Genomic DNA, 25579 nt, shown 5'->3' with positions numbered 1-25579 from the left:
TCCTAGGACGGTCAATGTGATGCGGGCACAGCCGCGGCCGGGCCGCCCGGGGGGGCCTTCAGCTCCACGCGCTTGATCTGCCCGACCACGAACAGATAGGACACCACCGCCAGCAGGGCGTTGAACCCGACGAAGACCAGCGCCCATTCGAAGGTGCCGGTGGTGGAAACGATGTAGCCGATGACGATCGGCGTGGTGATGCCGGCAATGTTGCCGAAGGTGTTGAACAGGCCACCGGACAGGCCGGCGATTTCCTTGGGCGAGGTATCGGCCACCACCGCCCAGCCCAGCGCGCCGATGCCCTTGCCGAAGAACGCCAACGCCATCAGCCCCACCACCATCCATTCGGCCTGCACGTAGTTGCAGCCGATCATCGTCACCGACATCAGCATGCCGACCACGATCGGCGTCTTGCGCGAGACGGTGAGCGAATAGCCGCGCCGCACCATGCGGTCGGACACATAGCCGCCCAGCACGCCGCCGACGAAGCCGCACACCGCCGGCAACGAGGCCACGAAGCCCGCTTCCAGGATCGACATGCCGCGCTCCTTGACCAGGTAAACCGGGAACCAGGTCAGGAAGAAATACGTCAGCGTGGTGATGCAGTACTGGCCGATGTACACGCCCAGCAACATGCGGTTGCACAGCAACTGCTTGGCGTAATGCCACTGCGTGCCCTTGGGCTGACTGCCGGGTTTGTTGCCCTGCTCCATGTCCACCAACGCGCCATTGCGCTGGATGTAGTCCAGTTCCTGCGCAGACAGGCGCGGATGCTCGCGCGGGGCATAGATGGTCTTGCGCCACAGCAGCGCCAGCAGCACGCCCACGCCGCCCATCACCAGGAACACATGTTCCCAGCCCCAGGCATGCACCAACCAGCCCATCAGCGGCGCAAACGCCACGGTGGCGAAGTACTGTGCGGAATTGAAGATGGAGGCGGCCAGTCCGCGCTCGGCGGTGGGGAACCAGGCCGCCACGATGCGGCTGTTGCCCGGGAACGACGGCGCTTCGGCGATACCCACCAGAAAGCGCAGCACGAACAAGGTGGTCACTGCCCAGGTCACCGGCACCCAGCCGATGAATCCCTGCAAGGCGGTGAACAACGACCAGACCAGCAACGACAATCCGTACACACGCCGCGAGCCGAAGCGATCGAGCAACCAGCCACCGGGGATCTGCCCGGCGACATACGCCCAGCCGAACGCGGAGAAAATGAAGCCCATCTGCAGCGCGTCGATGCCCAGCGCATCCTGGACCGCGGAACCGGCAATGGACAAGGTGGCGCGATCGGCATAGTTGATCGTGGTCACCACGAACAACATCAGCAGGATCAGGTAACGCCGGCGCGGAACTGTCGGTGCGGCGACTGTCGTTGAACCGACCGTTTTTGAATCGATAGCCATCATCGTTCCTCACCTATGACGATGGAAGCGCAGTGCGCTTCGGTACTCCAAATGGCGCCTGCAGATGGCGTACCGGACCCTCCTCCGGCACGCCCCAGGCATGGTTGCCGCTGCGGTCGTCAGTCGTGCCCCAGCGCGCCGTCGACGCGTCGCCATAGTCCGAGTGGATTGCCGTTGGCCACCGCCGCAGGCAGCAGCGCTGCCGGCAGATCCTGGTAGCAGACCGGGCGCAGGAAGCGATCGATCGCCAAGGTGCCGACCGAGGTACTGCGGCTGTCGGAGGTGGCCGGGAACGGGCCGCCATGCACCATCGCGTGGCAGACCTCCACGCCGGTGGGCCAGTCGTTGACCAGGATGCGCCCGGCCTTGCGCTCCAGTACCGGCAGCAACGCGGCCGCCAGTTCGGTATCGCCATCGTCCATGTGCAAGGTGGCGGTGAGCTGGCCTTCCAGGTGCTCGCTCAGCGCGCGCAACTGGGCGATATCCCTGCAACGGACCAGCAACGACGACGCACCGAAGACTTCGGCCTGCAGCGCTTCATCGGCCAGGAAGGCATCGGCGTCGGTGCCGAACAGCGCAGCCGGGCAGCGCTCCGCTGCCGAGGCTGCGCCGCGCGCCAGCGTGGCGACCTGCGGATGTGCGGCCAGACGTTGCACGCCTTGCGCATAGGCCTGGCCGATGCCTGCCGTCAGCATGGCGGCCGGAGACACCTCCTGCAGCGTGTGCGTGACGGAGGCGATAAACGCATCCAGCGCAGGCGAATCGATGGCCAGCAGCAGGCCGGGGTTGGTGCAGAACTGCCCCGCGCCCAGGGTCAGCGAACCAACGAAGGCCTTGCCCAGTGCGGGCGCGCGCGCCTGCAGCGCATGCGGCAACAGGTACACCGGATTGATCGCACTCATTTCCGCATACACCGGAATCGGCTCGCGGCGTGCGGCCGCAATCCTGACCAATGCCATGCCGCCGCCACGCGAACCGGTGAAGCCCACCGCCTTGATGCGTGCATCGCCCACCAGCTGCGCGCCGATTCCGATCCCGGCGTCGAACAGCAGCGAGAACACGCCCTCGGGCAAGCCGCACTGCGCCACCGCCGCCTGGATCGCGCGGCCCACCAGTTCCGAGGTGCCGGGATGTGCGCCATGCGCCTTCACCACCACCGGACAACCGGCTGCCAATGCCGACACCGTGTCGCCGCCGGCCACCGAAAACGCCAGCGGGAAGTTGCTCGCGCCGAATACCGCCACCGGCCCCAACGCGATATGCCGCTGGCGCAGATCCGCACGCGGCAGCGGGGTGCGCTGCGGCAGCGCGGGATCGATGCGCGGCCGCAGCCAGCTGCCTTCGCGCACCACGTTGGCGAACAGCCGCAGTTGGCCCACGGTGCGACCGCGCTCGCCTTCCAGACGCGCGCGCGGCAGGCCGCTTTCGCGCATGGCGCGTTCGATCAAGGCATCGCCCAGCGCCAGGATCTGCTCGGCAATGGTCTCCAGAAAGCCGGCGCGCACCTCCAGCGAGGTGTCGCGGTAGCGATCGAATGCCGACTGCGCCAGCGCACAGGCCTGCTCCAGATCCTGCGCGGTGACAGAACCGAATGCCGGCTGCAGCGACTCGCCACTGGCCGCATCCACCGCATGAAAGTGCGCACCGGCGCCTTGCACGCAGCGCTGCCCGATCAACGATTCACCCTGGATGGCATGCATCAGCGGCGTCCTCCGATCAGTTGCTTGAGGTGTGCGGATTCGGCCTCGGTCAGATCGGCCAGCGGCGTGCGCACCGGCCCGGCCGGGCGGCCGACCGCACGCATGCCGGCCTTGACGATGGACACCGCGTAGCCGGCGCGGCGATTGCGCAACACCGTATACGGCAACACGAAGTCGTTGAGCTCGCGGTAGATGGTGGCGTGGTCGCGTGCGCGCACGGCGGCGTAAAACGCCAGCGCCCATTCCGGGAGGAAATTGAAGATGGCCGACGAATACGTGGTAACGCCCATTTCCAGATACGGCAGCGCGAAGGTTTCGGCGGTGGGCAGGCCGCCCACGTACAGCAGCCGGTCGCCCAGCCGCGCATAGATGCGGGTCATGCGATCCACATCGCCGATGCCGTCCTTGTAGCCCACCAGATTCGCGCAGCGTTCGGCCACGCGCGCCAGCGTCACATCGTCCAGTTTTGCGTTGGCGCGGCCGTAGACGATCACGCCCAGCGCGGTCGCCTTGCAGACGCGCTCGACATGGTCGGCCACGCCGTCGGCATCGCACTCGGTCAGGTAGGGCGGAAACAGCAGGATGCCGTCGGCATCGTTGCGCTCGGCGGCCTGCGCCATCTCGATCGCAATGGCAGTGCCGTAGCCGGCCGGCGCGATCACCGGCATGCGCCCGGCAGTCTGGGTCACTGCCGCACGCACCGCGCGGTTCACTTCGTCCAGCGTCAGCGAAAACAGTTCACCGGTGCCGCCGGCGGCAAACAGGCCGGCCGCCGGATGCGAGGACAGCCAGTCCAGATTGCTGCGGTATGCGGGCTCATCGAAGGCCAGATCGGCATCGAAATGGGTAACCGGAAACGACAACAGACCGGAGCCAAGCGCCTGGGCCAGTTCGGTCGGTGTGTATCTGCTGCTCATTGGGCAAACGCTCCTGGGCGGGGGATGCGAGTGATCCTGGGGCGGCAGATCGTTGCTGGTCCAAACCAAAGGACGTATCGTTTGATACATCAGTTGGATCAACCGCGTCACACGTCGCGTCAATGCACCGCAAATGACTGCTTTGCAACGCTTTTTTCGACGCTCTGTAATTATCAACGGTTGCGCCCGTCAGTCGCTCGGCAACTCGGCATGCGCCTACTCACCAGCGCGCGCCGGCTACGGATGTTGCGGGTGCAGCATCACTTCTGCGGTTTTTGCCCTGCGAGACCTTCACCATGTTCGATCTGCAGCAACTTCGTTGCTTCGTGGCCGTCGCCGACGAACTGCACTTCCGGCGCGCGGCCGAGCGTTTGAACATGACCCAGCCGCCACTCAGCCGGCAGATTCAACTGTTGGAGCACAGCGTCGGCACCGCATTGCTGGAGCGCAATAGCCGTCACGTGCGGCTGACCCAGGCCGGGCGCAGCCTGCTGGCCGAAGCGCGCGCGATCCTGCGCATGGCCGAGAATGCCGGCCTGCGCGCGCGCCGCATCGGCACCGGCGATGCCGGCAGCGTGTCGGTGGGTTTTACCGCAGGGGCCAGTTATCGCTTCCTGCCCGAGGCCATTGCGCGTTGGCGCAACGAGGCGCCGGATGTGGACCTGCAGCTCAAGGAAATGGTCAGCCTGGCGCAGCTGGATGCGCTGGATGCAGGGCGGCTGGACATCGGCCTGTTGCGTCCGCCGATCCAGCGCCAGGGCCTGCACAGCCGCTGCGTGGCACGCGAACCGCTGATCGCCGCACTGCCCGAAGACTCGCCACTGGCGCAGCGCGACAGCCTGCGCCTGCAGGATTTCGACGGGCAGCCGCTGGTCAATTACGCACCCGACGAAGCGCGCTATTTCTATGACCTGCTGGCGCAATTGTTCGGCAGCCGTGGCATCGCACCGCGCTCGGTGCAATACGTCAGCCAGATCCATTCGGTGCTGGCGCTGGTGCGCGGCGGCATGGGCATGGCCTTGGTGCCCGAAGGCGCCAGCGGCCTGCGCTACGCCGGCATCGTGTACCTGCCGCTGCGCGATGAGCCACCGGCCACGCCGGTGGAGCTGCATCTGGTATGGAAGCAGGACAACGACAACCCCGCGCTACAACGGTTGATTGCCTGAGCGTCGATCGAAGCGTCGGTTCATTGCCAGCAACCCTGAGCGGCTGACGAAACGACTGCACGCATCGACAGGCTGGCGCGGGCGCTGCTTGCTGCAGCATGTGCCACGTGCGCGCAGCGGTTGCTGCGTATACGATCAAGGTGTCGAGCTGTGGCGAGGCCGCCTGCTGCTGCCAACGCGCAGGCAGCAGTCGCGCTTACTGCCGCCCCACGCTCTGCACCACATGCAGCCGCCGCAGCCGGCGCATCACTTCGGCCAGATGGCGGCGGTCGCGGACCTGGATGTTGAAGCGCAGCACCGCCGCGTTGAAATCGCGGTCCAGGTAATCCACGCGCTCGATATTGGACTGGCTCTGCGCGATCGCTGCGGCCAGCTGGGCGAGCACGCCGGTGCGGTTTTCCACTTCGACCACCAGCGCGGTGTCGTAGTCGCCGGTCACGCTGGAATCCCAATCGATCGGTACCCAGCGTTCGGGCGATTTGCGCAGCTCGGCCAGGTTCGGGCAGTCCAGGCGGTGCACCACGATGCCCTTGCCGGCGGTGTGGTACCCCATGATTTCGTCGCCGGGAATCGGCTGGCAACAGTTGGCGAAGCTGATCACGCCGCGTTCGCTGCCGTCGATCAGGATCTTTTCGTGCGAGTGCTTGGAGTGGCCGCCGCCGCGCAATTCGGCGTAGGCCATCAGCGCCTGCGCGGCCTGGGTCGGCATCCAGTTGCCCAGCGCCACATCGGCCAGCAAGGCTTCCAGGCGTGGATAGCGATGCTCGGTGAGGAAGGCGTCCAGGCGGCCCTTGGGCAGCCGCTCCAGCGAGCTGTCCATCGCTTCCAGCGCGCGATCGAGCATGCGGTGGCCGAGCTGCACGGCGTCTTCGTGCTCGAGCTGCTTGAGCTGGTGGCGGATCGCGGTACGCGCCTTGCTGCTGACCACGAACTCCAGCCACTGCGGCTTGGGCGTGGCCGAACGCGCGGTGATGATTTCCACCGCCTGGCCGCTGGCCAGCTTGGTGCGCAGCGGCACCAGCTTCTTGTCCACCCGCGAAGCCACGGCGCGGTTGCCCACGTCGGTATGCACCGCGTAGGCGAAGTCCAGCGCGGTGGAGTTGCGCGGCAGCGCCAGGATCTTGCCCTTGGGCGTGAACAGATAGACCTCGTCCGGGAACAGGTCGACCTTGACGTTGTCCAGGAACTCCAGCGACGAGCCTGCCGCGCGCTGCGAGTCGATCAGTTCCACGATCCAGTCGTGCGCACGGCTCTGCGCGCTGTTGGGCGAGGCCGAGCCCACCTTGTAGGTCCAGTGCGCGGCCACGCCGCGTTCGGCGATCAGGTCCATCTCCTCGGTGCGGATCTGCACCTCGATCGGCGAGCCGTACGGCCCGAACAACACGGTGTGCAGCGACTGATAGCCATTGGCCTTGGGGATGGCGATAAAGTCGCGGAAGCGCCCGTCCAGCGGCTTGAAGGTGGCATGCACCGCGCCGAGTGCGTGATAGCAATCGGCCACCGAGCGCACCACCAGGCGGAAGCCGAACACATCCATTACCTGGTCGAAGGATTTGTTCTCTTCGTGCATCTTGGAATAGATGCTCCAGGGCGTCTTGATGCGGCTGACCAGGCGATGCTCCAGCCCTTCCTTGGCCAGCCGCTGCGACAGCTGCACTTCCACCTGCGCCATCGATTCGCGCCGCACCACCGGCTGGCTGCGGATATGTTTTTCGAGGATGGCGTGACGCCACGGGTACAGCGCGCGGAAGCCCAGGTTCTGCAGTTCGGACTTGATCAGGCTCATGCCCAGGCGCTGGGCGATCGGCGCGTAGATTTCCAGCGTTTCGCGCGCGATGCGGCTGCGCGCCTCGCTGCTCTGCGCGCCGAGCGTGCGCATGTTGTGCAGCCGGTCGGCCAGCTTGATCATGATCACGCGCAGGTCGCGCGACATCGCCAGCAGCATCTTGCGGAAGCTCTCCGCCGCCGCTTCCTGGCGGTCGCGGAACTTGAGCTTGTCCAGCTTGGTGACGCCATCGACCAGCTCGGCCACCGCTTCGCCGAATTCCGACGCCAGCTCTTCGCGCGTCAGCGGGGTGTCTTCGATGGTGTCGTGCAGGATCGCGGCGATCAGCGATTCCATGTCCAGGCCGAGCTCGGCGAGTACGCCGGCAACGGCCACCGGATGGGTGATATAGGGCTCGCCGGACTTGCGGGTCTGGCCGGCATGCGCCGTCGCACCGACTTCCCAGGCACGCCGCAGGATCGGCAGCTGCTCCTTGGGAAGGTAGCTGGCCGCGCGCTCGAGGTGCAGGACGTAGTCGGGAATGGCCTGGTCGGGAGACGGAGACGTCACGACGGTCGCCTGGGCAGTGGGGCCTGGGTTCATGCCGGAAGACTATGCCAGCAGCGCAGTCACGGCAAACGTTTGCACACCGCGGGCGACAACGCGGGCCTGAAACGAAAACAGCCCGCGCGTGGCGGGCTGTTCAGATCGATCGCAGCGATGCGAACGATCAATCGTCGTTCTTGGACATGTCTTCGTCGGCGACCACTTCGGCGGCCGCCCATTCCAGCGCCTCGCGTTCGGCACGCTCGCGCTCGGCCTTCTCGACTTCGTCGATCAGCGCGTTGTCGATCCGGCGTGCGGCGATCTCGCGCAATGCCATCACGGTGGGCTTGTCGCTGGCGTCGGCATTTTCGATCAACGGCTGCACGCCGTTGGCGAGCTGACGGGCGCGCTTGGACGCCATCATGACCAGCTCGAAACGGTTGTTCACGACTTCCAGGCAATCTTCTACGGTAATGCGGGCCATGCGGGCTCCCGGCGACCGGTAGCGGCCGCGCATCGAATGAGGGAAAGGGGGCGGAGTGTACGCCCGCGCCGCCGTCACGGCAACCTGGGCGTATTCAGTTTCCTTTGGAATCAGGGATTTGAGCCGTTCAGTCCAGCAAGGCCCGGATCAACTCCGCATGCCGTTGCTGTTGCGCCTGCCGGCGCAGCCGGCTGGCGGTGAAGATCGCGCACATCTCCGAGACAGCGGTGTCGAAGGTCTCGTTGACGATGACGTAATCGAACTCCTCGAAATGCGACATCTCTTCGCGGGCAGCGGCCAGACGCTGCGCCATCACGTTCTCGCTGTCCTGGCCGCGCTTGCGCATGCGCTCGTCCAGCGCCTGGCGCGACGGCGGCAGGATGAACACGCTGACCGCGTCGGGCACCTTCTGGCGCACCTGGCGCGCACCCTGCCAGTCGATCTCCAGCAGCACGTCGTGACCTGCGGCCAGCTGCGGCTCCACCGACTGCCGCGCGGTGCCCTTCCAGTCGCCATGCACCAGCGCGTACTCGAAGAAGTCGCCGGCTTCGATCATGCCCTGGAACTCGTCGGCGGAGACGAAATGGTAGTGCTCGGCATGCCGCTCGCCCGGCCGCGGCGCGCGCGAGGTGAACGAGATCGACAGGGCGATCTTGGGGTCGCGCGCCAGGGTGGCGTTGACGATGCTGCTCTTGCCGGCGCCGGAAGGGGCCGCAACGATATAGAGGGTGCCGCGCATTTTGGGGAATAGAGAGTCGGGAATGGGGAATGGGGCACCGCGCCAAGCAAGCAGGCCGAGGGTGAATCGTACCCGCTTTGACGATTCCCCATTCCCGATTGCCTATTCCCGGCTACTCGATGTTCTGCACCTGCTCGCGGATCTGGTCGATCAGCACCTTCAGATCCACCGCGGCGTTGGAGGTGCGGCTGTCCACCGACTTGGAGCCCAGCGTATTGGCCTCGCGGTTGAATTCCTGCAGCAGGAAGTCCAGGCGGCGGCCGACCGGCTCGCGCTGCCGGAGCACGCGGCGGATCTCGGCGATGTGGCTGGACAGGCGGTCGAGTTCTTCGTCCACGTCCAGCTTCTGCAGCCACAGCACCAGTTCCTGCTCGGCGCGCCCCGGGTCCACCGGATGCGGCAGATCGGCCAGGCGGGCGGCCAGCTTGGCGCGCTGCCCTTCGCGGATGACCGGAATCAGCGTGCGCACCTCGGCGGCGATGCGTTCGATCGCATCGACCCGCTCGCTGATCGCATCGGCCAGCTTGCCGCCTTCGCGCTCGCGCGCGGCGACGAAACTGTCCACCACCTCGTCCAGCAGTGCCAGGGCCTGCGCCTGCAACGCCGGTGCGTCCACGTCCTGCACCTGCAGCACGCCGGGCAGCTGCAACAACTCGGTGAAGCCGACCTGCAGCTTGGGGAACAGTCCATCAAGGCGCGTGGCCAGTGCGCCCAGTTCCTGCAGCAGCGATTCGTTCACGGCCAGGGTCTGCGCGTTGTCCGGCGCGCGCAGGCGCAGCGCCAGATCCAGCTTGCCGCGGCTGTTTTTCGCCGCCACGCGCTCGCGCAGCAGCGGCTCCAGCGCACGCAATTCTTCGGGCAGGCGCACGCCCACTTCCAGAAACCGATGGTTGACCGAGCGCAGCTCGCAGCCGAGCGTGCCCCAGGGCGTGATGCGTTCGCCACCCGCAAACGCGGTCATGCTTCGAATCATCGTCAGTCCCGTGCCTTCAAAGCGCGAATGGTACCCTAGCGGCCCGCGCTGGCTGACCGCCCCGCCACGCGCCGACCCAGACCACCTCCCGACTTCCGGACTCATCGCATGACCTTTTCCCGTCCCAGCGGCCGCACGGCCGACCAGCTGCGCCCGGTGCGCATCGAACGCGCCTTCACCCGTCACGCCGAAGGCTCGGTGCTGGTCAGCTTCGGCGATACCCGCGTGCTGTGCACCGCCAGCGTGGAAAACCGCGTGCCGGGGTTCCTGCGCGGCAAGGGCGAAGGCTGGGTGACCGCCGAATACGGCATGTTGCCGCGCTCCACCCACACCCGCTCCGACCGCGAAGCCGCACGTGGCAAGCAGGGCGGACGCACGCTGGAAATCCAGCGCCTGATCGGCCGCGCACTGCGCGCCTGCGTGGATCGCAATGCGCTGGGCGAGCGCACCATCACCCTGGACTGCGACGTGCTGCAGGCCGATGGCGGCACCCGCACCGCCGCGATCACCGGCGCCTACGTGGCGCTGGCCGATGCGGTGAACCTGCTGCTCAAGCGTGGCGACATCAAGAAGCATCCGCTGATCGGCGCGGTGGCGGCGGTGTCGGTGGGCATCTATCGCGGCGAGCCGGTGCTGGATCTGGACTACCCGGAAGACAGCGACTGCGACACCGACATGAATGTGGTGATGAATGACGGTGGCGGCTTCATCGAGCTGCAGGGCACCGCCGAAGGCCACGCCTTCCGTCGCGACGAACTCAATGCGCTGCTCGCACTCGCCGAAAGGGGCATGGGCGAGCTGTTCGCCCTGCAACGCGCTGCGCTGGCCGGATGAGCCGTCGTATCGCCCTGACCACCTTGCTGGTTGCCGACTATGACGCGGCGATTGCCTGGTACACCGGCGCGCTGGGTTTCCAGGTGCTGCAGGATCGCCCGCTCGATGACGGCAAGCGCTGGCTAGTGATCGGCCCGGGCGGTGCGCAGGACGCCGGCTTGCTGCTCGCGCAGCCGGCCGACGCCGCGCAACGCGCGCGCATCGGCGACCAGACCGGTGGGCGGGTGGATCATTTCCTCTACACCGACGACTTCTGGCGCGACCATGCGGCGATGCAGGCGTTCGGGGTGGAATTCCTGGAAACCCCGCGCGAGGAACCGTACGGCACGGTCGTGGTGTTTCGCGATCTGTACGGCACCAAGTGGGACCTGCTGGAGCCCAAGCAATGAAACAACTGGTCCTGGCCAGCGGCAACGCCGGCAAGCTGGAAGAACTGCGCGCCATGCTCGCCGACCTGCCGCTGCGCATCGTGGCGCAAGGCGAACTCGGCGTGGACGATGTGCCGGAAACCGGCCTGACCTTCGTCGAGAACGCCTTGATCAAGGCACGCCATGCCAGCGCGGTCACCGGCCTGCCGGCACTGGCCGACGACTCCGGCCTGATCGTCGATGCGCTCGGCGGCGCACCCGGCCTGTACAGCGCGCGCTATGCCGGCAGCCCGACCGATGCCCAGGCCAACAACGCCAAGCTGCTCGACGCCATGCGCGCCGTGCCGGCCGAGCGCCGCAGCGCGCGGTTTTACGCGGTGATCGTGCTGCTGCGTCATCCGCAAGATCCGCAGCCGCTGATCGCCGAAGGCAGCTGGGAAGGGGTGATCACCACCGAACCACGCGGCACGGGCGGCTTTGGCTACAACCCGGTGTTCCTGGATCCGGTGCATGGCCTGACCGCTGCGGAGATGGATACCGCGCTGAAGAACCGGCTGAGCCACCGTGCGGTGGCGCTGGCCACGCTGCAGCACAAGCTGCACGCCCTGTCGCTGTGAACCATGGCCTGATGCAGTGCCCGACCTGATTCCATCGCCGCTGTCGCTTTACGTGCACCTGCCCTGGTGCGTGCGCAAATGCCCGTACTGCGATTTCAACTCGCATGCGGCCAAGGGCGTGCTGCCGTTCGAGGACTACGTGGATGCGTTGATCCGCGACCTGGATGCGGACCTGCCGCTGGTGTGGGGGCGCGTGGTGCATTCGGTGTTCTTCGGCGGCGGCACGCCGAGCCTGTTTCCGCCCCAGGCCATCGAGCGGTTTCTGCAGGCGGCGGCCGCGCGGCTGCGCTTTGCACCGAATCTGGAGATCACCCTGGAAACCAATCCAGGCACCGCCGAACATGGCCGCTTCGACGGCTATCGCGCCGCCGGCGTGAACCGCCTGAGCTTCGGCGTGCAGACCTTCGACGATGTGGCGCTGCAGCGGCTGGGTCGCATCCACGACAGTGCCGAGGCCGAGCGTGCGATCAAGCTGGCGCAGGACGCCGGCTACGACAATTTCAATATCGACCTGATGTACGCGCTGCCCGAGCAGACCCTGGCACAGGCCGAGCGCGATCTCGAACGCGCCTTCGCGCTGCAGCCCACCCACCTGTCGCATTACCAGCTCACGCTGGAGCCGAACACGGTGTTCTTCGCGCGGCCGCCCAAGGGCATTCCCGACGACGATGCGGCCTGGGACATGCAGGAGCATTGCCAGCGCCTGCTGGCCGAGGCCGGCTACGCGCAGTACGAAGTGAGCGCCTACGCCAGGCCCGGGCGGCAATGCGCGCACAATCTCAATTACTGGCGCTTTGGCGATTACCTGGGCATCGGCGCCGGGGCGCATGGCAAGATCAGTTCCGGCGCCGAACAGCATGTGCTGCGACGCTGGAAGCACAAGCACCCGCAGAGTTACCTGGCCAGCGCCGGCAGTGCGGCATCGATCGGCGGCGACGAGATCGTGCCGCGCGAGCGGCTGCCGTTCGAATACATGCTCAACCTGCTGCGCCTGCACGAGGGCTTCGCCCTGCGCGACTTCGAAGTCTCCACCGGCCTGGCCGCGTCGGTCATCGAGTTGCCCGTGGCGCGTGCGATCGCGCAAGGCTGGATGACCGCGCAGGACGGACGCGTGGTGCCGACCGAGCTGGGCCGCCGCTTCACCAATGACGTGGTCGAGCTGTTTCTGGGCTGAGCGCGGCGATCGCGTGGCGGCACAGCAGCCAGCACGCCACGCTGTGATCGATAGCGCACGCGACGGCATTGGCGCGCAGATCCAGCGAGCCGCGCCACGCGCGCCGTCCGCGTCAGGGTGGCGACCGTAGCTGGCAAGGCGCGTCTTGCGCCCGCGCGGTCGCTGCCCGGCGGGAAAACATGCTACATAGCTCACGCCTCGCACCGAGCCCGCCTCCCCCGGATGTCCACTCCCGCCTCCTCCCTGCAGCACACGCTCAGCGGCCCGATCGCCGATGCGCCGGTTTCCGCGCGCGGGCGGCGCCTGCTCGCCGCGCTGCACGCGCATTGCGTGCAGGCGCTCAGCGGGCCGCTGCGGCTGACCATCGTCGAGCTGGAACGCGAGCTGCTGCATCAGGCCGAGCATGCCCGCAACAGCCAGATCCAGGCCGAAACCTATGCGCAGACACGTGACCTGCGCGACCACATCGATCGGTTTCCGCAGGCGTTCCTGCAGCAGCTGGCGCAGGACCTGGCCACGCTGCGCGATCGCCCGTCGCTGATGCCAGCAGCCGATGCCTCAGCGCATCCGCAGATGCTCACCCTGGTGGAGGACACCGATATCGATCGCGATATCGTGCTCAGCGAGATCGCGCGCCGCGAAACCTCCCGCCGCGCCGATGCGCTGCAATTGCTGGCGCAGCGGGTGGCGGTGATCGGCGCGGTGGCCGAGTTCGAACTGGAAGCAGTGCCGCTGGGCCCGTACGCCTTGTGCCGCGTGCTGCGCCAGTGCGGCGAGACGCTGGGACTGAGCCTGGATGGGCAGCTGACGCTGTACCGCGTGTTCGAGCGTCAGGTCATCGAGCGTTTGAACGATCTGTACGAGCGCGCCAACGGCACGCTCGCGCAGGAAGGCATCCTGCCGGGTCTGATCTATCACCCGTACCTGGTCAAGCCCACCCAGGTGCAGACGCGGCGCGCGGCGCCTGCAGCCGCCACCGCAGCGAAGGATGCTGCGGCCGCCAGCACACGCGCGCTGCCGCCGCGCAACGGGCGGCCTGCAACCGGCTGGAGCGGGCAAGCGGCACCGACACCGTGGCAGAGCGCCCTGCTGGATCCGCCCGCCATGCCGATGACACTGGCAGCGGCGACCTACGGTGGGCAGGCGACACCTGCCCTGAGCGATGCAGTGCAGGCGCTGGGCAGCCTGATGTCGTCGGCGCGCCGGTCGCAGGCGACCGGCAACGTAGGTCTAGCTGCGAATCAAAGCTCTGCAAATCACGGCGCAGCGCCTGCGACCAGCGCGCAGGCAATACCCGAAAAAGCATCTCCCCGGCTCGCCTCCACGGCCGTGCCCAACGCCGCCGTCAGCGACGCACTGGCCAGCCTGCAGGCACCGCTGGCGACACAGGCAGCGGCGGCGGCGCAGCCCACCGGCATCGATGCGGTGCAGCGCCAGCTGCTGGCGTTGCTGCGGGCGCAACACGGCCCCGACGCCGCGCTGTCGCCGCAGGACACCGACACCTTCGATCTGCTCGGCCTGCTCTACGCGCAGATGCAACGCGACGTGCGCGAGCATACCCCGGCGCAGGCCATGCTCGCCAAGTTGCAGGTGCCGGTGGTGCGCGCGGCCTTGGCCGATACGCATTTCTTCGTGCGCGACCAGCACCCGGTGCGCGAATTGCTCAACACCGTGGCCGAGTCCGGCGCGGTCTGGCTGGGCGACGACGATGTCGACCCGCAGCTGCTGCACAAGCTGGGCAGCGCGGTGGACAAGGTCGTCAACGACTACCAGGGCGACGAGGCCGTGTTCGCCGCGGCCAACGACGATATCCAGGCGCATCTGCGCACATTGGCGCGCAGGGCCGACCTCGCCGAGCGCCGCCATGTGGATGCGGCGCGCGGCAAGGAGCGGCTGGAGTCGGCCAAGCAGCAGGCCGGGGCGCGCATCGAGCAGCTGTGCGAGCAGAGCGTCCCGCCACGCTTCGTGCAGGCGCTGCTGCGTCAGGCATGGTCGGACGTGCTGACGCTGACGCTGCTGCGCCAGGGCGAGCAATCGCCCGAATGGGACGAGCGCCAGGCCCTGACCGCGCGCATCGCCGAAGTCACCTGCCGTGGCAAGGGGCAACCTGCCGACATCGCGCTCGGCAGCGAGATCGAAACCGCACTGCTGCAGGTCGGCTATCACCACGATGAAGCGGCGGCGATTGCGCGGCGCCTGTCCACGCCGGGCGGCGAGGACGAGATGACCTCGCGCACCGAGCTCGCCGCCAGGCTCAAGGCGCGCTCGCGGCTGGGCGACCAGGGCGACAGCGCACCGCGCAAGGACGTCGCCGGCCCGCGTTCGCCGGCCGAAGAAGCCTGCTACATGCAGCTGCGCAGCCTGCCGTTCGGCAGCTGGTTCGAGTTCGTGATCAACCAGCAGGGCGACCTGCGCCGGCAACGGCTGTCCTGGTACAGCCCGATGACCGGCAACGCGCTGTTCGTCAATCAACGCGGGCAAAAGGTGGGCGACCACTCGCTCGACGGCCTAGCAAGGCTGATGGCCAGTGGCCAGGCGCGGCTGCTGGTGGAAGAAAAATCGCGGCTGATCGATCGCGCCTGGCACGCCACCGTGCGGACCCTGCGCAGTCTGGCCGGCCATTCCCCTGCAGAGGCTTGCCCATGATCCAGGACACCCGCCGCGCGCCGCGCCGCCAGCCCAGCGACCTGGTGCCGGTCATCGACATGCTCAGCGAGGCGCAGATCGGCCGCGTCGGCAACGTGTCCGAAACCGGCATGCTGCTGCTGGCCTCGGTTCCGCTGCATGACGACGCCCTGTATCAATTGCGCTTCAGCCTGCCCGAGCGCATCGGCCGCGCCACCGAGATCGATGTCGGCGTGCACCTGCTGTGGTCGGATGCGGCGCACGCGCCCGGCCAGGCCTGGGCCGGCTTTCGGTTCCTGAGCATGTCCGAGCCGCATCGCCTGCGCCTGCGCGCCTGGATCGCCGAAGAGCACATGGCCGGCTGAGAGTGACTATCAAAACGACTGCGCCCACCGGCAGGCCAGTGCTGGGAATCGGCGTGTACCACTCGTACACACGGCGGTTCTGAGTATGTAGACACCTGTCCGGTTCACCGGCCCCCCGCAAGGCATACTCAAGTGTCCACGACACGTCCGCCATTCATCGGGATTGACACCTGTGGCTTTGGCTAACCAGGTACATCTGAACGGACTTTTTCCCGAAGCCAGGCGTTTTCGGCCGCATTCTTGCGATTCTGATAATCTGCAGCAAGTTCGTTATACCTTAACATCTGAGCCACATGCGCATCATCGCCGGGCCCTGGTTCCGCGTCCCAAAATGGATCATTTTCGAACGGCTTCATCAATGCCTCGTATTCATCGGCATACAGCTGCTTGACCCCTGTTCTCCACGTCTCGTTAGCCAACAGATAGTCGCCGAATGTATCCTTATCCCGTTCACGCGCGCGAACAGCGCTTGCCAGCGTTGCAAAATCGTCATTGGTCAACACACTGACGGTATTGAATATCATTGATGAAGGCACGTTCGGCAGATCAAGCTCCTCTCGCAACATTACCTTGGCATGCATCATCGTTTCTACCGGTTCATCTGTAAGCATATTCAACCTATTCATAAGCTCCGCCGTCCTGAGTGCTTGCTCATCACTTACTGGTGGTAGCCGACGATAATTTTGCCGATATTGAGCGATATATTGCATCCACTGAACAAGATTTTGCGACACGGGGTCACTCGGTATGGGTTCAATTTGCCCTGACTCGTACCTCGCAACAATGTCGGAACACACATCGGCAACTTCCTGCGCAAACATCGCGTCTGAAGGCCCTGATTGATCAATCCTGGCCATCAGCTCGCCGATCCTCGAATCAAATGGAGCCAGTTGCGGCAAACTCTGCAACAGGGTTGATGTGCCGCGTTGGATAGCCGTCAAGCAGGCCTGTCGTTGAACTTCATCCGGATCCGATGCATACCCTTCAAGCTCTGTCTTACAGGCTTCAATGGACTGGTGGATGAAACGATGCACTTCCGACTCAAGCGTATCCAGACGGAACTGCTGCCCCGCCCAAGCCTGCAACCCGGCAGCATCGAGCCTTCCTTGCTTCACGGCTAGCGACAACTGGTGATTACGAACAGTATTGACAATGGCCGAAAATCCGGTTGAAACGTTGTCATCGCATGTCCCAAGCGCACTCTCAGCCATCGCAAAGACCAGCGCGCGCAATTCAGGATCTGCTGCGACGGCGTTGATGACTTCCGCTCCCAGCTGCAGCACCTCACCCTTCTCAATTTCCGACTGGTTCGCTGTTGCTTCATAGCGCTTATTGAGAAGCTCGGAAAATTGGCCCGCGTTAAACTCAGTATCGAACGCATGCGGATTTTCCAGGCACGGCTGGCAGGCATCTGTCAGCCAATGATCGATTCGCTCCCCGAGAGCGCGCGGCGACGATTCGTATGCCCCCACCATTTGCAAATCCTCGTGGATCTGCAATGCGCGCATTGAATCGGCCCAGGCCACGATATCAACTACCTCCGCAGAGGACGGAGCCGCCGCACTGGCAGTGCCAGCCGCGTGACCGTGGACAGGTGAAGATGAGTGAGCACGGTAACGCGACGGAGACCGAGGCCGGGAAGAAAGGCCAGCCAGCGGACCGGCGCCGACGTGAGCGGGGGTCTCGGATTGCGGCGACGAGGCGGGTTCCGCATCATGCTGCTGATACGCCGGATCATCGACCGGCACCCGGCTCGTTGAAGGCGCACTGGACGACGAAGAAGTGGGAAGCCGTGACATGAGCTGCTAGCCTTTAGTCGAGTGTGTTGGCGCAATGGCGACAAACGGAAAATTCCACACAGATCGCATTGGTTTGAATCATTCGTCTCCGTCATGCCTGACCGCATCAGTGCGACCACGCTAGTGGACATACACGCTGCATCCCGACACACAGCCGAAGAAGCTCTTCCAGCTGCGAAGAGTGCATGGCGCGACGCGCTCTCAGAGGGTGTTCATATAAACCACAATAACTGTACCTCCTCACGACCAGCCCATCTGAATGGTCCGCCCACCGGGAGTTCCGCGGATTGTGATGCTGGCCAAGCATCGGGTGGTCGAGCGCACGCATGCCTGGAACGACCGTGCACGCCCACTGGTCATGCACCACGATCGGCTACCCAAAGTTGCCGAGGCTCGGGTACGGCTGGCCCACGCACGGGTGCTGCTGGCGCGGTTGACTGGTTGCAGCCCCCCCCCTCCAGGCGCAGCGCCGTTGCAAGGATTGCGGCAAAATTGCGCACTAGTCTTTGCATTGCCTATCGAGCCCCGCATGACCCAGCCCTCCTTGAGCAGCCTGTACTCCGACCACCTGCGCACGCTCACCGCGCGCGCCGACGCCGCGCTGCAGCGCGGCGGCTTCGATCATCTGGTGGTGCCCAGCGGCAGCCTGCATTACCAGGTGTTCGACGACCGCGACTATCCCTACGCGGTCAATCCGCAGTTCAAGGCCTGGGTGCCGCTGACGCGGGTGCCCGACAGCTGGCTGGTCTACACCCCGGGCAAGCGCCCGACGCTGATCTTCTGCCAGCCGTTGGACTATTGGCATGTGGTGCCCGACGCGCCCAGCGGCTGGTGGGTGGAGCACTGCGACATCCACATCATCCGTACCCCGGACCAGGCCCTGGCGCTGCTGCCCAGGCAGATCGAGCGTTGCGCGATCCTGGGCGAGGCACAGAGCGCGCTCGGTGCGTATGTGCCCAACAACCCGCAGCCGGTGCTCGATTACCTGGAGTACCAGCGCGCCTTCAAGACGCCGTACGAACTGGCGTTGCTGCGCATCGCCCAGCAGCTGGCAGTGCGCGGCCATCGCGCCGCCGAAGCGGCCTTCCGCGCCGGCCAGAGCGAGTTCGGCATCCATATGGCCTACTGCGCCGCCGTCGGTCAGGACGCCAACGAACTGCCCTACGGCAACATCATCGCGCTCAACGAACACGGCGCGGTGCTGCACTACACCGAACTCGGCCAGCAGCCGCCGCAGCCGCTGCGCAGCTTCCTGATCGATGCCGGTGCTTCGGCCTACGGCTACGCCAGCGACATCACCCGCACCTATGCCGCCGACCCCGGCAGCGAATTCCAGGCCCTGATCGATGCAATGGATGCCGCACAGGTGCGCATGGGCCAGGGCGTGCGCAGCGGCGTGGATTACAAGCAGTTGCACGTGGATGCGCATCTGGCCCTGATGGGCATCCTCAAGGAGTTCGGCATCCTCACCGTCTCGCCCGAGGCTGCATTGGCCACCGGCGTCAGCGCCGCATTCTTCCCGCACGGGCTGGGCCATCTGATCGGCCTGCAGGTGCACGACGTGGCAGGCTTTGCAGCCAGCGACCGCGGCGGCCGCATCGAGCGCCCCGCCGGCCACCCGTATCTGCGCCTGACCCGCGTGCTGGAAGCGGGCATGGTGGTCACCATCGAACCGGGCGTGTATTTCATCGACATGCTGCTGGACGAAGTGAAGAAGAACGGCCACGCCGGCAGCGTCGACTGGGCGCGCGTTGCGCAGTTCAAACCCTACGGCGGCATCCGTATCGAAGACGAGGTGGTGTGCACCGATGGCGCGCCCGAAAACCTGACCCGCCCGGTGTTTGCCGCCCCTTGAATCCTTCCGCACCGCACGGAGCATTGCCATGAACGATCCACGCCAGTCCTCGCACCCCGACCATCCGATGTATCAACAGATCCAGCGCGGCGTGCATGCAATCGATGCGGCACATGGACGCACACCCGACCAGACCAGCGACCGGCTCAGCGCCGCCCTGTTGCCGCTGGCCAAGCAAGGCGGCCTGTCGCGCGTGGATCATGTGCTGATGAGCGAGGCCAACAATCGCGGCGTACACGGTGGCGAAAACGTGTTCGTGGTGCAGGGCGACCCGGCCAACCCGGCGCATCTGCGCGCGCACATGAAGACCGAGCAGGCATTGAGCACGCCGGAAGCGCAGTCGTTCGCACGCGCGCAGCAACTGGCTACGCCGGGCGAAGAGGTCCAGCAGCCCGAACGCACGCAGACGCCTCAGCTGGGCCAGTAGAACGGCGCGCAGCACAACGGCCGGGCGCCTCATGTTTGCAAGGCGCCCGGCGCAGCGCGCGTCGAGCGACGCCGCCGCCCTCAGCCGAATACGCCGCGCAATCCCAACCAAACCGGCAGCGCGCGGGTCGCGTGCAGGGCAATGCACCGATCCATGTCACGACGGCGCATGGCGGCATGACCACGCTATGCGCGCAACGCGTCGCGATCCGCCATCTCCGCTTCGATCTCGTCGGCGCTACGCGCCAACGCATCGGTGAGCACGCGGTGGCCTTCGGCAGTGATCAGCACATTGTCTTCGGTGCGGATGCCGATGCCGCGCCATCTGGCCTCCACCGTGGTGTCGTCGGCGGAGATGTAGAGCCCCGGCTCGATGGTGAACACCATGCCGGGCTCGAGCAGACGCGAGTCGCCAGCCAACCGGTAGTCGCCTACATCGTGCACATCCAGCCCCAGCCAGTGGCCGGTCTTGTGCCGATAGAAGCGTTTGTAATGGCCGTCGGCGATGTTGCGCTCCAGCTTACCCTTGAGCAGGCCCAACTGCAGCAGCCCCTCGGTCAGGGTCTGCACCGCGGCCAGATGGCCGGCTTCGTAGGGCACGCCGGGGCGCGCCTGCGCCAGCGCCGCGGCCTGCGCAGCGCCGACCAGATCGTGCAGCGCGCGCTGCGCCGGGGTGAAACGGCCGTTGACCGGGAAGGTGCGGGTGATATCGGCCGCGTAGCCGCGGTACTCGGCGCCGGCATCGATCAGCACCAGTTCGCCATCGCGGCTGCGCGCAGTGTTGGCGCGGTAGTGCAGCACGCAGGCATTGCTGCCGGTGCCGACGATGCTCCCGTACGCCGGCCACGCATCGGCGGCGCGGAACGCGCACTCCACCTCGGCCTGCAGTTCGTACTCGTGCACACCCGGCCGCGCCAGCCGCATGGCGGCACGATGCGCGCGCACGCTGATGTCGGCGGCGTGCTGCATCAAGGCGATTTCGTCGCGCGACTTGAACAGCCGCTGCTCGTGCAGCAGATGTCCCAGCTCGAGGAATTCGTGCGGGGGCTGCGCGCCATGACGCACCTGCTCGCGCACGCGCTTGAGCCAGCCGATCAGCTTGAGGTCGAAGTCGACATCGCGCCCGAAGTGGTAATAGACGCGGCTGCGCCCTTCCAGCAGGCCCGGCAGGATCTCGTCGACATCGTCGATGGGATACGCATCGTCCATGCCGTAGCGCTCCACTGCGCCTTCCTGGCCCTCGCGCGGGCCATCCCAGGCCTCGCGCTCGGCATCGCGCTCGCGGCAGAACAGGATCGCCTCGCCATGCTTGCGGCCCGGCACCAGCACCAGCACCGCTTCCGGCTCCGGGAAACCGCTCAGATACCAGAAATCCGAATCCTGCCGGTACGGGTAGTGGGTGTCGTGGCTGCGCACCCGCTCGGGCGCGGCCGGCAGGATCAGGATGGCCTGATCGCCGGCCATCTGCATCAGCTGCTTGCGCCGACGCGCATACTCGGCCGCGCCGATCCCGGTGAGCTTTTTCATGACGATCGTGCGGTCAGTTCAGGCGTTGGCGGAAGCGCGGCCCCATCACGCAGTCGCCATGCAGCAACAGCACCGCCACGCGCACGAACTCCTCGATTTCCGCCAGGGCGGTGTCGTCTTCGTCGGCCGCATCGAAATCGTCGCTGGACGCCTGCGCCAGCCGCGCCAGGTCCTGCAGCGCCTCTTCGCCTTCCTCGGTCAGTGCCGGGCGCTGCTGCGCCGCCAGGCCGAAGCCACCCAGAAAGGCGCGACACCAGTCGAACAAGGCATCGGTGCGCGCCGCCAGCGGTGCACCGTCATCGATCAGCAGCAGTTCGAAGGCGAAATCGCGGTCTTCCAGCTGCGTCACCGTGGCCTGACGCATCTGGTCCAGCGCCCCGCCCTGCCTGGGCGCCACCTGCGCGGTGTCGGCCAGGATGCGCGCCAGCCAGTCGCCGCTGTCGGCACCGCCACCGGAGAGCCACCCGCACAGCCCGCCATGCAACTCCGCTGCGGAGGAAGCCAACTCCAGCTGGCGACTTTCGTTTTGCACAGCGGTTACATCGGGCAGGTCCATCGGGTCATCCAGGCTGGGAACAGGAGGTGCCGGCGCATGGCCGGCGATTCGACTTCCCAGTGTATCAAGGCGCCCCATGTCGGCTGCCAGCGGCGTGTCCCATGCGGGTTGCACGCGCGTGACCGCGGCCGGGCCGGGCGCGGCGCAAGCCCTTGTCGGGATTGGCCTGACGGCGGGGAAGCGGGCTGCGATCGGGCGCTTGACCGCCGCGCGCACGCGCCCCTATCGTGAGCGCATGGACAACGCCGCTGCCCTCGCCCAGATCCGCGCACTTGCCGCCCGTGTGGAGGCCCTGGTCGAGCGCAGCCAGCGGTTGAGCGACGAGAACCGCAGCCTGCGTCACCAGCAGGAACAGTTGATCGGCGAGCGTGCGCAATTGCTGACCAAGAACGAACAGGCGCGCTCGCGCGTGGAAGCGATGATCGTGCGGTTGAAATCCCTGGAGCAGCACACGTGAGCAACAACGAGCCGGTCAGCGTGCGTATTCTGGATCGTGAATACACGGTTGGCGTCACCGCCGAGGAACGCGAGAGCCTCACCGCTGCGGCGCGCCTGCTGGATCTGCGCATGCGCGAGATTCGCGGCAGCAATCGCATGGCGGCGGTGGACCGGGTTGCGGTGCTGGCCGCACTCAATCTGGCGCACGAATTGCAGCAGCTGCGCGATCAGCAAGCGCTGTACGATCGGGAATTGGCCAACACACTGGACAGCTTGAATCGCCGCCTGGACAGCGTGTCCGATACACCGCGTTGAGGTGCAGTTCGCACTGTCGTCGCAAATCTGAACTTTCAATTGCGCCGGCCGACGAATGGGCTAGCCATCGCGCAGCAGAGGTCTATACTTTACCTGCGTTCTCTGCTGTAAACGACAGCGTGCAAAACATTCGCCTTGTCCCTTAATTACGACCACGGGGGCGCGACGGAGCCGGGAGTGCAAGTCCGCCTTGTAGCGGGAAGCCCGATGGCCTCACAACGTCCCCACTTGAACCCCGGGTTCAAGGTCGTTTCGCCCGCATCGTTCACGGCGGAGAATGCAAATCTGAAACGGCGCCTTCGGGCGCCGTTTCTTTTTGCCTGTCTGAAACGCACGGCACGCGCAGTTCGGCTGCGCCGCTGTGCAATGGCTGCGCCAAGACAGGCGTGCGTGCGCCGCAACGTCGCAAGTGCTGCACGCGCATGCGCTCAGCGACAGACGGGAGACTTGAAGGCACCGGTGATCGGTGGGACACACGCAGCTAGGCAGGCGCGTCCATGCCATCGACAATATCCCTCCGCCTATCGCTGCGAGACACCATGACCGACGACCGAGACGCCTTGCGCCAGCAGTTGCGCGCGCTGCGCCGCAGCCTGCCCGCAGCGCAGCGCCTGGCGGCCGCCGATGCGCTGGCCGAGCGCCTGCTGGCGCTGCCGTTCGCGCCGCAGACCGGTGCGGTGGCCGGTTACTGGGCGATGGATGGCGAAATCGCACTGCACCGTTGGCAACTGAGCCTGCCCGCCGGCGCGCGCTATTGCCTGCCGGTGCTGGATGGGCGCGCCTTGCGCTTTGCGCCGTGGCGGCCGGGCCAGGCGCTGGTCAGCAACCGCTACGGCATCCCCGAGCCGGACGTGGCACGCAGCGAGCTGCTTGCACCCGAGGAGATGGCGCTGGTGGTGACGCCGTTGACCGGCTTCGACGCGCAGTGCCGGCGGCTGGGCATGGGGGGCGGCTGGTATGATCGCAGCTTCGCGTTCCGGCACCGCCAGACGCCGCCGCCCTGGCTGGTCGGCGTCGGCTTCGCCGCGCAGCAGCGACCCGCCCTGCCCACCGAATCCTGGGACGTGGCGGTGGATGCGATCTGCACCGAACACGCCACCTTCCTGAAAGACGACGCCGTTTCCGTATGACTGCCCGCAAGCGCTACTGGTTGATGAAGTCCGAGCCGGACACGTTTTCCATAGATGATCTGGAGCGCGTCGGCACCGAACCGTGGAACGGCGTGCGCAACTACCAGGCACGCAACTTCATGCGCGACTGCATGCATGTCGGCGATGGGGTGTTGTTCTACCACTCCAACTGCAAGGTGCCGGGCATTGTCGGCATCGCCAAGGTCGCCAGCGCCGCATATCCGGACGACACCCAGTTCGATCCCAACTCCGACTACCACGACCCCAAGGCCACCCGCGAAGATCCGCGCTGGATGCTGGTGGACGTGGCCTTCGAGCGCAAACTCACGCGTACGATCGCACTGGACGAAATCAAGCAGCAGGCCGACGCACTGGGCGAAGGCTTCCCGCTAATCGCCCGCGGCAACCGCCTGTCGATCCTGCCGGTGACCGCCGCGCAATGGAAATTGTTGCTGGCGATGGAGTAGCCGGGAGTAGAGATTCGGGATTTGCGATTTGCAAATCCCGCTCAGCCCAGCCGCTCTTGCGATTCCCCAATCCCGATTCCCTAATCCCGAGCCCCCAAATGTCCGAAGCAAAACGCCTGGCCGCCGAGAAAGCGATCGATTACGTGGAAGACGGCATGATCGTCGGGGTCGGTACCGGTTCGACGGTGGCCTACTTCATCGATGCCTTGGGCCGCATCAGCCACCGCATCAAGGGGGCGGTGTCCAGCTCCGAGCAGAGCAGCGCGCAGCTCAGGCGCCATGGCATCGAGGTGCTGGATCTCAACCACACCGGCAATCTGTCGCTGTATGTGGATGGCGCCGACGAGTGTGACCCGAACCGTTGCCTGATCAAGGGCGGCGGCGCGGCGTTGACGCGCGAGAAGATCATCGCCGAGGCCAGCGAGCGCTTCATCTGCATCGTCGACCCGAGCAAGCAGGTGCCGGTGCTGGGCAAGTTCCCGCTGCCGGTGGAAGTGATTCCGATGGCGCGCAGCCTGGTGGCCCGCCAGATCCTGGCGCTCACCGGCGGTCAGCCGGTATGGCGCGATGGCGTGGTCACCGACAACGGCAACGTGGTGCTGGACGTGCACAACCTGCAGATCACCGACCCGGTGGCGCTGGAGCGCAGCCTGAACCAGATTCCCGGCGTGGTCTGCGTGGGTCTGTTCGCGCGTCGCCCGGCCGATGTGGTGATCGTCGGTGGCGAGCCGCCGCAGGTGATCTGAGCGATCGCGTGCAAGCACGCGCATACGCAGTTGCGGCCCGCGTTGCGAAGCGACCGCGGGCCAGACTTGTGTCACATGCAATGACGGGACGATCCACCACAGCAGCTTGACGCACGCGGCCGCTTGGCAGATGGTGCGGCATCCCCGCCCACTGGTATGCCGCATGCGCCGTCTTTGCTTCCTCGCTCTTGCGTTGTCGATCCTGCTCAGCGGCTGCGCCAGCAGCGGCGGCAGCTGGGTGGAACTGGCTGGCGCGCGCTACCAGGTGGAGCTGGCGCAGAACGATGCGGACCGCGCCAAAGGCCTGATGTTTCGCGATGCCATGGCGGACGATCACGGCATGCTGTTCGTCCACGACCGCCAGGAACCGCTGGCGTACTGGATGAAGAACACCAAGATCGCGCTGGATATCCTGTATTTCGACAATGAGCGCCGGCTGGTTTCGCAACAGCGCGACGTGCCGCCGTGTTCGGCCGGCGACGCCTGCCCGCCCTACCCCAGCAAGCGCCCGGCCCGTTACGTGCTGGAACTCAATGCCGGCCAGGCCGCCAGGCTCAACCTGCAGGACGGCGCCAGCCTGACCCTGAGCCCGGACATCCCAAAGCTCAAGTGAATCTCACGCGACAAACCCTTCCTGTCAGGAA

At 66.2% G+C, this 25579-nt stretch carries 25 protein-coding genes, 1 other RNA gene and 1 pseudogene; 17 read left to right on the top strand and 10 right to left on the bottom strand.

The features are described 5' to 3' along the window. Positions 1–11: 11 nt before the first annotated feature. From XarbCFBP7408_RS03245 to kdgD, 3 genes are all read right to left on the bottom strand, one after another. Positions 12–1406, bottom strand: coding sequence for an MFS transporter (locus XarbCFBP7408_RS03245; protein WP_308632290.1), 1395 nt, complete (start codon positions 1404–1406; stop codon positions 12–14). Positions 1407–1522: 116 nt separating this feature from the next. Beyond that, positions 1523–3103: an aldehyde dehydrogenase (NADP(+)) gene (locus tag XarbCFBP7408_RS03240; RefSeq protein ID WP_104561341.1), complete on the bottom strand. Its 1581-nt coding sequence runs from the start codon at positions 3101–3103 to the stop codon at positions 1523–1525. Beyond that, on the bottom strand, positions 3103–4020 hold the full coding sequence (gene kdgD / locus XarbCFBP7408_RS03235; protein WP_104561339.1) for a 5-dehydro-4-deoxyglucarate dehydratase: 918 nt from the start codon (positions 4018–4020) through the stop codon (positions 3103–3105). Before kdgD ends, XarbCFBP7408_RS03240 begins: the two co-directional genes overlap by 1 nt. 296 nt (positions 4021–4316) lie before the next feature. On the opposite strand from kdgD, the gene XarbCFBP7408_RS03230 reads away from it, so the two are divergent. Continuing rightward, positions 4317–5186, top strand: a complete 870-nt coding sequence (locus XarbCFBP7408_RS03230) for a LysR family transcriptional regulator (protein ID WP_104561386.1) — start codon at positions 4317–4319, stop codon at positions 5184–5186. A 196-nt stretch (positions 5187–5382) separates the two neighbouring features. Here XarbCFBP7408_RS03230 and XarbCFBP7408_RS03225 read toward each other — a convergent pair whose 3' ends face one another. The 4 genes from XarbCFBP7408_RS03225 to XarbCFBP7408_RS03210 all read right to left on the bottom strand — a co-directional run bounded on the left by XarbCFBP7408_RS03225 (position 5383) and on the right by XarbCFBP7408_RS03210 (position 9693). Then, positions 5383–7554 (bottom strand): RelA/SpoT family protein, encoded by a 2172-nt coding sequence (locus tag XarbCFBP7408_RS03225; RefSeq protein ID WP_104561337.1) that lies wholly within the window; start codon positions 7552–7554, stop codon positions 5383–5385. A gap of 127 nt (positions 7555–7681) precedes the next feature. Continuing rightward, positions 7682–7981: a DNA-directed RNA polymerase subunit omega gene (rpoZ, locus tag XarbCFBP7408_RS03220; RefSeq protein ID WP_002812428.1), complete on the bottom strand. Its 300-nt coding sequence runs from the start codon at positions 7979–7981 to the stop codon at positions 7682–7684. Between the two features lie 127 nt (positions 7982–8108). Beyond that, complete coding sequence (gene gmk, locus XarbCFBP7408_RS03215) at positions 8109–8720, bottom strand: guanylate kinase (RefSeq protein ID WP_104561335.1); 612 nt, start codon at positions 8718–8720, stop codon at positions 8109–8111. Between the two features lie 112 nt (positions 8721–8832). Continuing rightward, complete coding sequence (locus XarbCFBP7408_RS03210) at positions 8833–9693, bottom strand: YicC/YloC family endoribonuclease (protein ID WP_104561333.1); 861 nt, start codon at positions 9691–9693, stop codon at positions 8833–8835. A gap of 108 nt (positions 9694–9801) precedes the next feature. On the opposite strand from XarbCFBP7408_RS03210, the gene rph reads away from it, so the two are divergent. The 6 genes from rph (at position 9802) to XarbCFBP7408_RS03180 (ending at position 15676) form a co-directional block, all read left to right on the top strand. Beyond that, complete coding sequence (gene rph, locus XarbCFBP7408_RS03205) at positions 9802–10527, top strand: ribonuclease PH (protein WP_104561331.1); 726 nt, start codon at positions 9802–9804, stop codon at positions 10525–10527. Next, positions 10524–10916, top strand: a complete 393-nt coding sequence (locus XarbCFBP7408_RS03200) for a VOC family protein (protein WP_104561329.1) — start codon at positions 10524–10526, stop codon at positions 10914–10916. The genes rph and XarbCFBP7408_RS03200 overlap by 4 nt, the downstream gene beginning before the upstream one ends. Beyond that, entirely contained in the window at positions 10913–11512 is a 600-nt protein-coding gene (gene rdgB, locus XarbCFBP7408_RS03195; protein ID WP_181106172.1) for an RdgB/HAM1 family non-canonical purine NTP pyrophosphatase, read from the top strand. The genes XarbCFBP7408_RS03200 and rdgB overlap by 4 nt, the downstream gene beginning before the upstream one ends. Positions 11513–11528: 16 nt before the next feature. Continuing rightward, positions 11529–12686, top strand: coding sequence for a radical SAM family heme chaperone HemW (gene hemW / locus XarbCFBP7408_RS03190; protein WP_104561325.1), 1158 nt, complete (start codon positions 11529–11531; stop codon positions 12684–12686). 222 nt (positions 12687–12908) lie between these two features. Then, complete coding sequence (locus tag XarbCFBP7408_RS03185) at positions 12909–15332, top strand: DUF1631 domain-containing protein (protein ID WP_104561323.1); 2424 nt, start codon at positions 12909–12911, stop codon at positions 15330–15332. Continuing rightward, complete coding sequence (locus XarbCFBP7408_RS03180; RefSeq protein WP_104561321.1) at positions 15329–15676, top strand: PilZ domain-containing protein; 348 nt, start codon at positions 15329–15331, stop codon at positions 15674–15676. Before XarbCFBP7408_RS03185 ends, XarbCFBP7408_RS03180 begins: the two co-directional genes overlap by 4 nt. Before the next feature lie 182 nt (positions 15677–15858). Here XarbCFBP7408_RS03180 and XarbCFBP7408_RS03175 read toward each other — a convergent pair whose 3' ends face one another. After that, entirely contained in the window at positions 15859–17202 is a 1344-nt protein-coding gene (locus tag XarbCFBP7408_RS03175) for an NEL-type E3 ubiquitin ligase domain-containing protein (protein WP_181106170.1), read from the bottom strand. A gap of 574 nt (positions 17203–17776) precedes the next feature. Here XarbCFBP7408_RS03175 and XarbCFBP7408_RS23060 point away from each other — a divergent pair. The 3 genes and pseudogenes from XarbCFBP7408_RS23060 to XarbCFBP7408_RS03165 form a co-directional block, all read left to right on the top strand. Further along, positions 17777–17914 (top strand): annotated as a pseudogene (locus XarbCFBP7408_RS23060) (IS5/IS1182 family transposase); the annotation flags it as partial. 90 nt (positions 17915–18004) lie between these two features. Further along, a complete protein-coding gene (gene pepQ, locus XarbCFBP7408_RS03170; RefSeq protein WP_104561317.1) occupies positions 18005–19330 on the top strand; it encodes a Xaa-Pro dipeptidase in 1326 nt (441 codons plus the stop codon). A 28-nt stretch (positions 19331–19358) separates the two neighbouring features. Beyond that, complete coding sequence (locus XarbCFBP7408_RS03165; protein WP_104561315.1) at positions 19359–19757, top strand: XVIPCD domain-containing protein; 399 nt, start codon at positions 19359–19361, stop codon at positions 19755–19757. Positions 19758–19942: 185 nt separating this feature from the next. Here XarbCFBP7408_RS03165 and XarbCFBP7408_RS03160 read toward each other — a convergent pair whose 3' ends face one another. Both XarbCFBP7408_RS03160 and XarbCFBP7408_RS03155 read right to left on the bottom strand, forming a co-directional pair. Then, positions 19943–21283 (bottom strand): aminopeptidase P N-terminal domain-containing protein, encoded by a 1341-nt coding sequence (locus tag XarbCFBP7408_RS03160; protein WP_104561313.1) that lies wholly within the window; start codon positions 21281–21283, stop codon positions 19943–19945. 13 nt (positions 21284–21296) lie between these two features. Further along, positions 21297–21839 carry a YecA family protein gene (locus tag XarbCFBP7408_RS03155; RefSeq protein WP_104561311.1) on the bottom strand — a complete coding sequence of 181 codons (543 nt, stop codon included), beginning with the start codon at positions 21837–21839 and terminating at the stop codon, positions 21297–21299. Between the two features lie 235 nt (positions 21840–22074). Between XarbCFBP7408_RS03155 and XarbCFBP7408_RS03150 the strand changes: the two genes are divergently transcribed. From XarbCFBP7408_RS03150 to XarbCFBP7408_RS03120, 7 genes are all read left to right on the top strand, one after another. Further along, positions 22075–22296, top strand: a complete 222-nt coding sequence (locus tag XarbCFBP7408_RS03150) for a TIGR02449 family protein (protein ID WP_104561384.1) — start codon at positions 22075–22077, stop codon at positions 22294–22296. After that, positions 22293–22592: a cell division protein ZapA gene (locus XarbCFBP7408_RS03145; RefSeq protein ID WP_039512407.1), complete on the top strand. Its 300-nt coding sequence runs from the start codon at positions 22293–22295 to the stop codon at positions 22590–22592. The genes XarbCFBP7408_RS03150 and XarbCFBP7408_RS03145 overlap by 4 nt, the downstream gene beginning before the upstream one ends. 96 nt (positions 22593–22688) lie before the next feature. Continuing rightward, a non-coding RNA gene (ssrS, locus tag XarbCFBP7408_RS03140) (6S RNA) lies at positions 22689–22873 on the top strand. A gap of 258 nt (positions 22874–23131) precedes the next feature. Then, positions 23132–23722: a 5-formyltetrahydrofolate cyclo-ligase gene (locus XarbCFBP7408_RS03135; RefSeq protein WP_104561309.1), complete on the top strand. Its 591-nt coding sequence runs from the start codon at positions 23132–23134 to the stop codon at positions 23720–23722. After that, positions 23719–24189, top strand: a complete 471-nt coding sequence (locus XarbCFBP7408_RS03130) for an EVE domain-containing protein (RefSeq protein ID WP_181106168.1) — start codon at positions 23719–23721, stop codon at positions 24187–24189. Before XarbCFBP7408_RS03135 ends, XarbCFBP7408_RS03130 begins: the two co-directional genes overlap by 4 nt. A gap of 98 nt (positions 24190–24287) precedes the next feature. Continuing rightward, entirely contained in the window at positions 24288–24935 is a 648-nt protein-coding gene (rpiA, locus tag XarbCFBP7408_RS03125) for a ribose-5-phosphate isomerase RpiA (protein WP_104561307.1), read from the top strand. A 163-nt stretch (positions 24936–25098) separates the two neighbouring features. Next, complete coding sequence (locus XarbCFBP7408_RS03120; RefSeq protein WP_104561305.1) at positions 25099–25548, top strand: DUF192 domain-containing protein; 450 nt, start codon at positions 25099–25101, stop codon at positions 25546–25548. Positions 25549–25579 lie beyond the last annotated feature (31 nt).

This window comes from Xanthomonas arboricola pv. guizotiae (assembly GCF_002940205.1).
GTDB classification, from domain to species: domain Bacteria; phylum Pseudomonadota; class Gammaproteobacteria; order Xanthomonadales; family Xanthomonadaceae; genus Xanthomonas; species Xanthomonas arboricola_C.
This window is presented reverse-complemented; position numbering and strand designations above follow the sequence as displayed.

What these genes read in the sequence shown, in the direction of transcription:
- rpoZ (WP_002812428.1), bottom strand. Translation starts at nt 7,981, where the DNA reads ATGGCCCGCATTACCGTAGAAGATTGCCTGGAAGTCGTGAACAACCGT.
- XarbCFBP7408_RS03120 (WP_104561305.1), top strand. Translation starts at nt 25,099, where the DNA reads ATGCGCCGTCTTTGCTTCCTCGCTCTTGCGTTGTCGATCCTGCTCAGC.
- gmk (WP_104561335.1), bottom strand. Translation starts at nt 8,720, where the DNA reads ATGCGCGGCACCCTCTATATCGTTGCGGCCCCTTCCGGCGCCGGCAAG.
- XarbCFBP7408_RS03200 (WP_104561329.1), top strand. Translation starts at nt 10,524, where the DNA reads ATGAGCCGTCGTATCGCCCTGACCACCTTGCTGGTTGCCGACTATGAC.
- kdgD (WP_104561339.1), bottom strand. Translation starts at nt 4,020, where the DNA reads ATGAGCAGCAGATACACACCGACCGAACTGGCCCAGGCGCTTGGCTCC.
- pepQ (WP_104561317.1), top strand. Translation starts at nt 18,005, where the DNA reads ATGACCCAGCCCTCCTTGAGCAGCCTGTACTCCGACCACCTGCGCACG.
- XarbCFBP7408_RS03185 (WP_104561323.1), top strand. Translation starts at nt 12,909, where the DNA reads ATGTCCACTCCCGCCTCCTCCCTGCAGCACACGCTCAGCGGCCCGATC.
- XarbCFBP7408_RS03245 (WP_308632290.1), bottom strand. Translation starts at nt 1,406, where the DNA reads ATGATGGCTATCGATTCAAAAACGGTCGGTTCAACGACAGTCGCCGCA.
- rph (WP_104561331.1), top strand. Translation starts at nt 9,802, where the DNA reads ATGACCTTTTCCCGTCCCAGCGGCCGCACGGCCGACCAGCTGCGCCCG.
- XarbCFBP7408_RS03165 (WP_104561315.1), top strand. Translation starts at nt 19,359, where the DNA reads ATGAACGATCCACGCCAGTCCTCGCACCCCGACCATCCGATGTATCAA.
- XarbCFBP7408_RS03230 (WP_104561386.1), top strand. Translation starts at nt 4,317, where the DNA reads ATGTTCGATCTGCAGCAACTTCGTTGCTTCGTGGCCGTCGCCGACGAA.
- XarbCFBP7408_RS03210 (WP_104561333.1), bottom strand. Translation starts at nt 9,693, where the DNA reads ATGATTCGAAGCATGACCGCGTTTGCGGGTGGCGAACGCATCACGCCC.
- XarbCFBP7408_RS03155 (WP_104561311.1), bottom strand. Translation starts at nt 21,839, where the DNA reads ATGGACCTGCCCGATGTAACCGCTGTGCAAAACGAAAGTCGCCAGCTG.
- rpiA (WP_104561307.1), top strand. Translation starts at nt 24,288, where the DNA reads ATGTCCGAAGCAAAACGCCTGGCCGCCGAGAAAGCGATCGATTACGTG.
- XarbCFBP7408_RS03135 (WP_104561309.1), top strand. Translation starts at nt 23,132, where the DNA reads ATGACCGACGACCGAGACGCCTTGCGCCAGCAGTTGCGCGCGCTGCGC.
- XarbCFBP7408_RS03130 (WP_181106168.1), top strand. Translation starts at nt 23,719, where the DNA reads ATGACTGCCCGCAAGCGCTACTGGTTGATGAAGTCCGAGCCGGACACG.
- XarbCFBP7408_RS03150 (WP_104561384.1), top strand. Translation starts at nt 22,075, where the DNA reads ATGGACAACGCCGCTGCCCTCGCCCAGATCCGCGCACTTGCCGCCCGT.
- XarbCFBP7408_RS03160 (WP_104561313.1), bottom strand. Translation starts at nt 21,283, where the DNA reads ATGAAAAAGCTCACCGGGATCGGCGCGGCCGAGTATGCGCGTCGGCGC.
- rdgB (WP_181106172.1), top strand. Translation starts at nt 10,913, where the DNA reads ATGAAACAACTGGTCCTGGCCAGCGGCAACGCCGGCAAGCTGGAAGAA.
- XarbCFBP7408_RS03240 (WP_104561341.1), bottom strand. Translation starts at nt 3,103, where the DNA reads ATGCATGCCATCCAGGGTGAATCGTTGATCGGGCAGCGCTGCGTGCAA.
- XarbCFBP7408_RS03180 (WP_104561321.1), top strand. Translation starts at nt 15,329, where the DNA reads ATGATCCAGGACACCCGCCGCGCGCCGCGCCGCCAGCCCAGCGACCTG.
- XarbCFBP7408_RS03225 (WP_104561337.1), bottom strand. Translation starts at nt 7,554, where the DNA reads ATGAACCCAGGCCCCACTGCCCAGGCGACCGTCGTGACGTCTCCGTCT.